Annotated in this window: 9 protein-coding genes and 1 rRNA gene; 9 read left to right on the plus strand and 1 reads right to left on the minus strand. The window is 31.4% G+C overall.

From position 1 onward, the window contains the following. Window positions 1–49 precede the first annotated feature (49 nt). The 4 genes from LBP67_10025 (at window position 50) to miaA (ending at window position 3,088) form a co-directional block, all read left to right on the plus strand. Entirely contained in the window at window positions 50–115 is a 66-nt protein-coding gene (locus LBP67_10025; GenBank protein MDR2085316.1) for a hypothetical protein, read from the plus strand. 101 nt (window positions 116–216) lie between these two features. Beyond that, a complete protein-coding gene (locus LBP67_10030) occupies window positions 217–1,596 on the plus strand; it encodes a CCA tRNA nucleotidyltransferase (GenBank protein MDR2085317.1) in 1,380 nt (459 codons plus the stop codon). Between the two features lie 12 nt (window positions 1,597–1,608). Beyond that, window positions 1,609–2,178, plus strand: coding sequence for a hypothetical protein (locus LBP67_10035; protein ID MDR2085318.1), 570 nt, complete (start codon window positions 1,609–1,611; stop codon window positions 2,176–2,178). Then, window positions 2,150–3,088, plus strand: coding sequence for a tRNA (adenosine(37)-N6)-dimethylallyltransferase MiaA (miaA, locus tag LBP67_10040; GenBank protein MDR2085319.1), 939 nt, complete (start codon window positions 2,150–2,152; stop codon window positions 3,086–3,088). Before LBP67_10035 ends, miaA begins: the two co-directional genes overlap by 29 nt. A gap of 25 nt (window positions 3,089–3,113) precedes the next feature. Here miaA and LBP67_10045 read toward each other — a convergent pair whose 3' ends face one another. Then, entirely contained in the window at window positions 3,114–3,947 is an 834-nt protein-coding gene (locus LBP67_10045; protein MDR2085320.1) for an ATPase, read from the minus strand. A 106-nt stretch (window positions 3,948–4,053) separates the two neighbouring features. Here LBP67_10045 and LBP67_10050 point away from each other — a divergent pair, with 106 nt between their 5' ends. The 5 genes from LBP67_10050 to LBP67_10070 all read left to right on the plus strand — a co-directional run. Beyond that, window positions 4,054–5,499, plus strand: coding sequence for an aminoacyl-histidine dipeptidase (locus LBP67_10050; GenBank protein MDR2085321.1), 1,446 nt, complete (start codon window positions 4,054–4,056; stop codon window positions 5,497–5,499). Between the two features lie 289 nt (window positions 5,500–5,788). After that, on the plus strand, window positions 5,789–6,826 hold the full coding sequence (locus tag LBP67_10055) for a tail fiber domain-containing protein (protein ID MDR2085322.1): 1,038 nt from the start codon (window positions 5,789–5,791) through the stop codon (window positions 6,824–6,826). 25 nt (window positions 6,827–6,851) lie between these two features. Continuing rightward, entirely contained in the window at window positions 6,852–7,160 is a 309-nt protein-coding gene (locus LBP67_10060) for a hypothetical protein (protein MDR2085323.1), read from the plus strand. After that, entirely contained in the window at window positions 7,157–8,248 is a 1,092-nt protein-coding gene (locus LBP67_10065) for a glycoside hydrolase family 16 protein (protein MDR2085324.1), read from the plus strand. The genes LBP67_10060 and LBP67_10065 overlap by 4 nt, the downstream gene beginning before the upstream one ends. A gap of 735 nt (window positions 8,249–8,983) precedes the next feature. After that, window positions 8,984–9,067: ribosomal RNA gene (locus tag LBP67_10070) — 16S ribosomal RNA — on the plus strand; the annotation flags it as partial.

Raw genomic sequence — 9,067 nt, forward strand, 5'->3', positions numbered from 1 at the left:
CGAACGGGTCTATCGGTATAAGTATAATGTATCTGGTTTATCGCGGGGTATTTATATTTTGGTTATCCGGAATAATGAAAAGAAGTTCATTAGGAAGTTTGTTGTTAGTGAGTAAGTGAGGCATTGATTGCTTAGTTTTTTAAATACATTTAGGTGGTAATTGATTTATTTGACATTAATAATATTTTTTATCCTATAAACAAGGCTGTTGAAACTATGCAAGTTGAAGCCTATGTTGTTGGCGGATATGTACGGGATATCTTTTTGGAAAGAGAATCCAAAGATATTGACATTGTGTGTGTAGGAGACGGTATAGAATTAGCAAAAACTTTTGCAAAAATCATAGGTTCTACAGAAGTAAGTATTTTTAAAAACTTTGGAACTGCAATGGTAAAATATTTCTTTGAAAATGAATATATTGAAGTTGAATTTGTTGGTGCTCGCAAAGAATCGTATAATAGAGATTCGCGCAAACCGCTAGTCTCGCCCGGAACTTTGCAGGACGATCAAAATAGGAGAGACTTTACTATTAACACATTGGCGATTTCTTTAAACACAAATACTTTTGGAAATTTAATCGACCCCTTCTTCGGTTTAATTGATCTTCACAATAAAATAATAAGAACTCCCCTAGATCCTGATATTACTTATTCGGACGATCCGCTTCGCATGATGCGTGCTATTCGTTTTGCATCGCAACTTAATTTTACAATTGAAGAAAAATCGTTCAACGCTATTATATCAAATTCTAATAGAATAGAAATTATATCTAAAGAAAGAATATCCGACGAATTAAATAAAATTTTATTATCGCCCAAACCGTCCATTGGCTTTATTTTATTAGATAAAGCAGGCTTATTGAATAAAATTTTACCTGAATTTTCAAAGTTAAAAGGAATTGAAGTAGTTAACGGCAAGGCTCATAAAGACGTATTTTATCATACTTTAAAAGTTCTTGATAATGTCGCAAAAAACACTAAAAATCTATGGTTGCTTTGGGCTGCGCTTTTACATGATATAGCTAAACCGGATACGAAAAAATATATTGAAGGAATCGGTTGGACTTTTCATGGACATGAAGTCGTAGGTGCAAAAAAGGTTGTGAAAATATTTTCAAGATTGAAACTACCTCTTAATGATAAAATGAAGTATGTGCAAAAATTAATTTACTTACATCTTCGCCCACAATTTTTATCGGAAGATGGCGTTACTGATTCTGCGGTTCGTCGTTTACTATTTGAAGCAGGAGAAGATATTGATGACCTTATGTTACTCTGCGAAGCAGATATCACTTCTTCAAATAAACAAAAAGTAAGAAAATATTTAGACAACTTTTGCCTTGTACGGCAAAGACTTATCGAAATTGAAGAAAAAGACTTCTTGAGAACATGGCAACCGCCGATAACAGGCGAACATGTTATGGAAACTTTTGATATACAGCCGTCTAAAGATGTCGGACTGATTAAAAATGCTGTTAAGGATGCAATACTTGACGGCGAATGTGAAAATACTTTCGAAGCGGCCTATAATTATATGCTGGAAAAAGGAATTTCACTCGGATTAAAACCTAAGAATATTAATTTAAATTCTAAATAATTTATTATAATAATGAAAGCTTATAAAATTCGCATCTGTTCAGAGGAGAATGAAGATTTCTTACGCGAAATAGAAATTTTAGGCGACCAAAATTTTTTGGATCTTCACGATTTTATCGTTGAAGTATGTGATTTGAATGGAAATGATCTTGCATCATTCTATACTTGCGATAGTGACTGGAATAAACAAACCGAAATATCTCTTTTGGATATGTCGATTGATGAAAAAAATATTGAAAAAGATGATGACGAAGATTTAACCGCTTTACCTATAAAAGTTATGGAAGAAACATTAATAGGTGAAATCATTAAAAACTCCGGTCAAAGGCTTCTTTACGAATATGATTTTTTGTCGCCTGTAACTTTATTTTTGCAGTGTATTGAAATTGAAGATACCGAAAGTGATGAATTTCCGATACTTCTTTATGAAGAGGATGAACTGGATTATAAAGGCGGCGGACTTATTGATGATTTTGGTTCCGATGATTTTGAACCTTTTGATGATGAAGATTCATATGAGGATGAAATAAGAGATGAATTTAACGAATTAATCGATGATGATTTTAGCGATGACATGTACTAAACCTACATTAATCGTATTAACCGGTCCTACTGCTTCAGGAAAAACTTCCGCAGCTATTGAACTTGCTCAAAAATTAAATTGTAAGATTGTTTCGGCGGATTCGCGACAATTTTACAGAGAAATGAAAATAGGTACAGCCGTTCCTTCTGATAAAGACTTAGCAGCAACAGAACATTTCTTTATAGGAAATATTTCAATACATGATCCTTACAATATTTCAAAATTTGAAAATGATGTCTTGGAACTTCTTCCTCAGTTGTTTCAAGAATCTAATTACGTTATTCTTTGCGGCGGTTCGGGGTTATATATTGATGCTGTTGTAAATGGTGTTGATTTTTTTCCGGATCCGGATCCGGAATTGAGAGTTGAATTAAAAAAGTTACTTGATGAAGAAGGAATAGAAGCCTTAAGAAAGAAGCTTGAAACAATTGATCCTGAGTATTATTCGGAAGTTGACCTCTACAATCCTGTTAGAATTATTAGAGCTTTGGAAGTCTTTTATGCTACCGGAATTAAATATTCCGAGATGCGAAAAGGGAAGTCTAAACCGCGTGATTTCAATATTATCAAATTTTGTATCCAAACAGATAGAGATACCTTATATATTAATATCAATAATCGTGTTGATGAAATGATTAATTCGGGATTAATTCAGGAAGCTGAAGAATTATATCAATACAAAAAATTAACAGCCTTAAAAACAGTCGGATATGTTGAGTTATTTAACTATTTCGATAAAATTTATTCTTTAGAAGAAGCTGTCGAGAAAATAAAGACAAATACTCGTCGCTACGCAAAACGTCAAATCACTTGGTTTAAAAGAAATAAAGATTACATTTACGTTTCACCTCCGAATGTAGCGGATAAAATTATCCTCGAATTGAAAAAACATTCTAATGAGGTATCCTGAAAATAATATTTTGAGGGGGGCGCTTCTATCTTGAGTGATACTTAATCAGCCCGTCCATAGGAGCTTTTAAAATTTCCCCGATTCTTAAATTATTTTTCTTTCCCCATTCATATATTTGATCTTTAAAATGATAGGCAATTGAACCTACAAAAGCTATCGGTTCATTTATATAATCAGTATATTTGGAAATCTGCCATTTGAAAAAATCATCAAAATTTCTCATTACTAAATCGTAACAATACTTATTATTTATATTATTGAAAATAAAGGGTGGAAAAGAAGAAAAGAAATTATTAGGATTATCTTTTGTGTAAATCTCATTAAGAACATTTTCAAAAGTTAACTTATATTCCTTTTCAAGAGTTTCCCTAATTTCACTTGGCATAGTAAATCTCAAATAATCAGTAATTAAAAGTTTTCCGATATAAACACCTGAACCTTCATCACCAATCATCCAACCCACAGAAGGAACATTTTCAATAACCGAGACTCCATCATACAGGCAAGAATTAGAGCCTGTTCCGAGTATACATGCGATTCCGCCTTCATCTCTGAATAATGCTCGTGCCGCAGCTAACAAATCATGATATACAAAACAAAAAGCATTTGGAAATGATTTTTTTAATGCATTAGTAACAATTTTATAATTTGTTTCTGTTGAACATCCTGAGCCGTAGAAGTATATTGATTTTATATTTTCTCTTGATGTTTTCTCGGCTATTTCTCTGGCAAAGTTTTCCAATAATTCGGGTTTGTGATAATACGGATTAAATCCTTCCGTAATATGTTGAATAATAGTCGTATCTTCAATTATTCGCCAATCTATCTTTGTTGAACCGCTGTCTGCTATAATAATCATGTAAAAAATGTTAAAATTATATTGCAAATGTATGAAAAAAAAAATTATATCGTTAATAAGTAAATAATATATTTTATCTTTGTTGAAAATTTAATTAATAAATATTATGCAATTAGATTCTTTATCTCCAAGAATTGTGTGGGAACATTTTGAAAAAATTTGTAAAGTTCCACGTCCTTCAAAGAAAGAAGGAAAAATGATAGAATATCTAGTAGCTTTTGCAAAAAAACAAAATTTAGAGCACAGCGTAGATTCTACCGGAAATGTATTAATCAGAAAACCTGCAACAAAAGGTTATGAAGGGAAGCCTTGGGTTTGCTTGCAAAGTCATATCGATATGGTATGCGAAAAAAATAGTTATATCATTCACGATTTCGAAAAAGATCCGATTAAACCAATTATTGATGGTGATTGGGTTAAAGCCGACGGTACCACACTTGGTGCCGATGATGGAATTGGAGTTGCCGTTCAACTCGCAATATTGGAATCTAATGATATTGAACACGGGCCAATTGAATGCCTCTTCACAGTTGATGAAGAAACCGGACTTACAGGTGCTTTCGGGTTACAACCTAAAGTGTTAAAATCTAAAATCTTATTAAACCTTGATTCCGAGGATGACGGCGAAATATTTATTGGTTGTGCTGGCGGAATGGATACCGTAGGAAGAATTGATTATGAGTTTGAACCAGTCGATAAAAATATGACCGGCTATAAAATAATGGTAAGAGGTTTAAAAGGCGGGCATTCCGGTGATGATATAGATAAAGGTCTAGGTAATTCTAATAAATTATTAAATAGATTCATTGTAGATTATTCACGTAATAGAACAATGAGTTTAGCTCATTTTGAAGGTGGCAATTTACGTAATGCAATTCCTCGCGAAGCTTATGCAATTATTGCTGTTAAAACAAAGGATGCTCGTAAAATGGAACGTGCCGTCAGTGAATATGAAAAAACTTTGCAAAATGAATTAGAGTTTACGGATCCGGGTGTAATTGTTGAATGTAAAAAAACAGATTTGCCGAAGAAAGTTCTTACAAAAAAAGATTTCCTGAACATTACACGACTTATATATGCTATGCCTCATGGAGTTATATCAATGAGTCATAAGTTGAAAGGTATTGTTGAAACATCAACAAATCTTGCTTCAGTTAAATTTAGAAATAAACGTATTGTTATAACAACAAGTCAAAGAAGTGATTCCGAATCTTTGAAACAAGATGTTGCTAATATGGTTGAGCAATGCTTGTTATTGGCTGATGCTAAAGTTACACGTGGTGACGGATATCCTGGTTGGACACCGAATCCAAATTCTAAAATATTAAAGATTGCAATGGATGCCTACAAAGATTTGTTTGATAAACCGGCAATTTATCGTTCTATCCATGCCGGCTTAGAATGCGGATTGTTTTCAATAAAATATCCGGAAATGGATATGATTTCTTACGGACCAACTCTTAGAGGCGTTCATTCTCCCGATGAAAGAATTGAGATATCTACTGTAGATAAATTTTGGCAATTAACGCTCGAAATTTTAAAACGAGTATAGTCGCAGATTAAGTTATATGATAAATTATATATATCCTTACTTTGGATTATTAATATAGGAGATGTAAAATTTTATATCTCCTTTTTTGTTTTTGTGGGTTCATAAGTATAAAAAGGCACTCCATTTGTTTGCAAAACTGGGATTAAAAATCAATTTGTACTGATTTATATAAATCATTGACAAAAAAAATAGTTTTTTATTAAAAAATATAGGTATATTTGTTGCATAAATTTTAACATAAAAATTAAAACATCAAAAGTTGCGCCCGACACAAATTAGGGAAATAATTATGAAACAAATAAAAGATTTTATATTAAAGTCTGAGAGACAGAAATTATTTATCCCGATTGTATTACTTTTAATAACGAGTGTTGCAACATGTCAGGTTAAAGTTGCAAATAATGGATTTGTAGGTATTGGGGGGATTAACCCAGCATATAACCTGGATGTAAAAGGAAAAGTTCGTTTTTCATTGTATGGTGAAGGTTGGGAAGATATTTTTCTTGATAACCAGAATGTATGGTCTGCACCACAACTATATTGTAAAACTGCAAATTTCTCAATTGGAACTAATAGCTATCCGGTGAATTCAACGTATGTTAATCATCTATACGTCAAATATACATATGCATATAGTTCAGATGATAGGTTAAAGGAAAATATTAAACCTTTAGGAAAAACATTAAGCAAACTAATGGAAGTAAAAAGTAAAACTTATAATTATAAAAAAGACGAAGAAACTAAAAATATCAATGGCTCAGAAAAATTAATAGAAAAGGAAACTTTTGGTTTTATAGCACAAGATCTTGAGAAAATATTTCCTGAATTAGTTTATGCTCCAAGTGAAATGAACGAATATTATTACATAAATTATATTGGAATGATACCGGTTTTGGTGGAAGCAATAAAAGAGCAACAAGAGCAAATAACTAATTTAGAAGCAATAGTATATAAACAGGCATCTGAGCTATTTATTTTAAAAGAAAATATCTATGATGAAGATGTTCAATTAAAAAATTCTTCAAATAATGATATAAATGGACAAGAAGATTCGGAAAACTACAAAAATGCGAAATTGTTACAAAATGCACCTAATCCTTTCTTTTTAAGTACGGAAATTAAATTTGAAATACCTGAAAATTTTACCTCTGCAAAGCTAATAATCTACAATATGCAGGGGATTGAAATTAAATCATTCAACATTGCCACCAAAGGTGTTGGAAATATTATCATTCAGGGCTCCGAACTCTCTGCAGGTATGTATTTGTATACATTGTTGGTAAATAACAGGGTAATAGATACTAAGAAGATGATTCTAACGAAATAAATTTATTAAGATTAATATTGTAGTTATGAAAACTGATAAATTTATAATAAGAACAGCAATTATAATAATTTATACTGTAATTTTCTTCCCATGCCATAGCAAAGTGCATATAAGAGGAATAAAACTGAATACGAATGAGCTGTTACTTATTTTTGATACAGCTACATTGGTTGCTTTGGTGCATTCCGGTTATATTTTTAATAAAGAAATTATCCATAAAACAAAATATCCGGAAATTGCTATGGTAAATGAAAACAGTCAAGTAAAAGCGTTTGATAGGGGAGTTGATAATAATACTATTATAGAAACAAAACAAGAAAGGAGACATAAGTGAATAGAGTATGTTTAACAGTTTTTGCTTGTTTGCTTACACATCTTGTTGTATTTTCGCAAACACCTGCAAATGACAAAAATTGGCAACTAAAATGGGCGGATTATTTTGAAAGTTTTGACACTCAAAGATGGAACAAAGTAGATTATTGTGATCATGGAGGAAAACCTAGTATAAATCGTGCGCATAACGTTTGGGTTGAAAATGGACAGTTGGTTATAAGAGTAAAAAGCGAATCGGCAACTTGTCCGGGAACTCCACCTTATCCTAGTTCGTGGTGTTGCGGTTCATGTGTTCCTGGAAAAGAATATGACTATACGAGTGGTTGGGTAGAAACAAAATCTCCAAATAATGACATAAAATATGGATACATTGAAGCCATGATTAAATTTCCTTATAAAAAAGGTATAATACATGCGTTTTGGACATGGCGAGGCGAGCAAACTTATAATAATGGAGCAGAGATTGATATTTTTGAATCTATGGGAAAATACAATGATGCAACTCAATTCGAAACAAATGTTCATACTTGCTATGTTGGGGAAGGAGAACCTCCTTGTGAACCTGCTCGTGATCGAGTATATACTTTTTTTAATTCCGATTATACGCAATGGCATTTATATGCAATTGAATGGAACAGTAACAAAATTACATGGTATGTTGATGGGAAACCTATTAGATCAATAGTTAATGATAATTTGGCTCCTGATGGAAATGGAATCATTGATTATGTTCGACTAATACTTGGTATTAACGTTTCTGAATATAATTTACAATATTTAAATCCTCCCTTCGAAGAAAAGATGTATGTTGATTACGTGAAAGTATATAGTTTAAAATGCGCTTGTGATACTACGGCAGTTGTTGAAATTTATAATTTTAATACGTATAATTATGCTGTGAATAAATCAATATCTATGAGTAGTGCAACAGTAATTCCCTCAAATAGCAATATATGTTTAAGAGCAACTGATTTTATTGAATTAAAAACCGGTTTTGAAGTGCCGCTAGGTGCAGAAATATATCTTGATGTCAATCCTTGCGATATTTCAAAAAAGAATGTTGAAGAATCTAGAAATAATTGCTATTAAGAAACTGAAAAAATCATAGATTTTGTCGTCTATTAAGAATATATAACTATATATTTCATACATTATAGTCATGTATTTTACTCATTTACCTTTAAACACGATAAGAATATAAAGAGATGAGTGATTTTACCATAAATCAGATTTATTTTGTTAATTCTCTATGTCATAGTGTTACTATGGTAAAAAATGAACATGTTTTTTACTACAAAGGTACAATTAACTTGATTATCCGTAAAATTTTTCCGGAATTAATTATAATTTGCTTTAAAGCGAATCATAATCAATAAATCTTATCCGTCTAATAATTTTTATCTGACGCATTGTCAAATACAGATTGATATTATTTTCTATAATGACATCAAATTTGTTAATTGGTCTTTTGACTTTTCATCATAATAAAAGAATAAGTCATATACAAATATCAGATAATCAACAGATGTCAAAAAAGTATAAAAATAATTTTAAAAAAAGTGATATAATAAATAAAAAAGTATTATTTTTGCAGTCCGTTTGAATGATGACATTATAAAGTTATCGCAGATTGGAAAGAGAAAGTTCTTTGACATAATTTAAGCACAAAAGACCTGTGGAGCGACCTGTTATTTATGAATAGGTATTTCATTAATTAAATGAGATTATCTTGACATATCATAAAGGAGATGGTAATAATTTATGATAATAACCATTACCTTAAAATAATGGGATAGCAAAAGAGAAACATTAAAAAAAATATTTACAATGGAGAGTTTGATCCTGGCTCAGGATAAACGCTAGCGGCAGGCTTAACACATGCAAGTCGAGGGGCAGCATGACCAGCAA

The organism is Bacteroidales bacterium, from assembly GCA_031276035.1.
Lineage (GTDB): Bacteria > Bacteroidota > Bacteroidia > Bacteroidales > BM520 > RGIG7150.

Excerpts from the sequence above, each read along its gene's own strand:
- LBP67_10055 (MDR2085322.1), top strand. The coding sequence starts at position 5,789 with ATGAAACAAATAAAAGATTTTATATTAAAGTCTGAGAGACAGAAATTA.
- LBP67_10045 (MDR2085320.1), bottom strand. The coding sequence starts at position 3,947 with ATGATTATTATAGCAGACAGCGGTTCAACAAAGATAGATTGGCGAATA.
- LBP67_10035 (MDR2085318.1), top strand. The coding sequence starts at position 1,609 with ATGAAAGCTTATAAAATTCGCATCTGTTCAGAGGAGAATGAAGATTTC.
- LBP67_10060 (MDR2085323.1), top strand. The coding sequence starts at position 6,852 with ATGAAAACTGATAAATTTATAATAAGAACAGCAATTATAATAATTTAT.
- miaA (MDR2085319.1), top strand. The coding sequence starts at position 2,150 with ATGATGATTTTAGCGATGACATGTACTAAACCTACATTAATCGTATTA.
- LBP67_10050 (MDR2085321.1), top strand. The coding sequence starts at position 4,054 with ATGCAATTAGATTCTTTATCTCCAAGAATTGTGTGGGAACATTTTGAA.
- LBP67_10030 (MDR2085317.1), top strand. The coding sequence starts at position 217 with ATGCAAGTTGAAGCCTATGTTGTTGGCGGATATGTACGGGATATCTTT.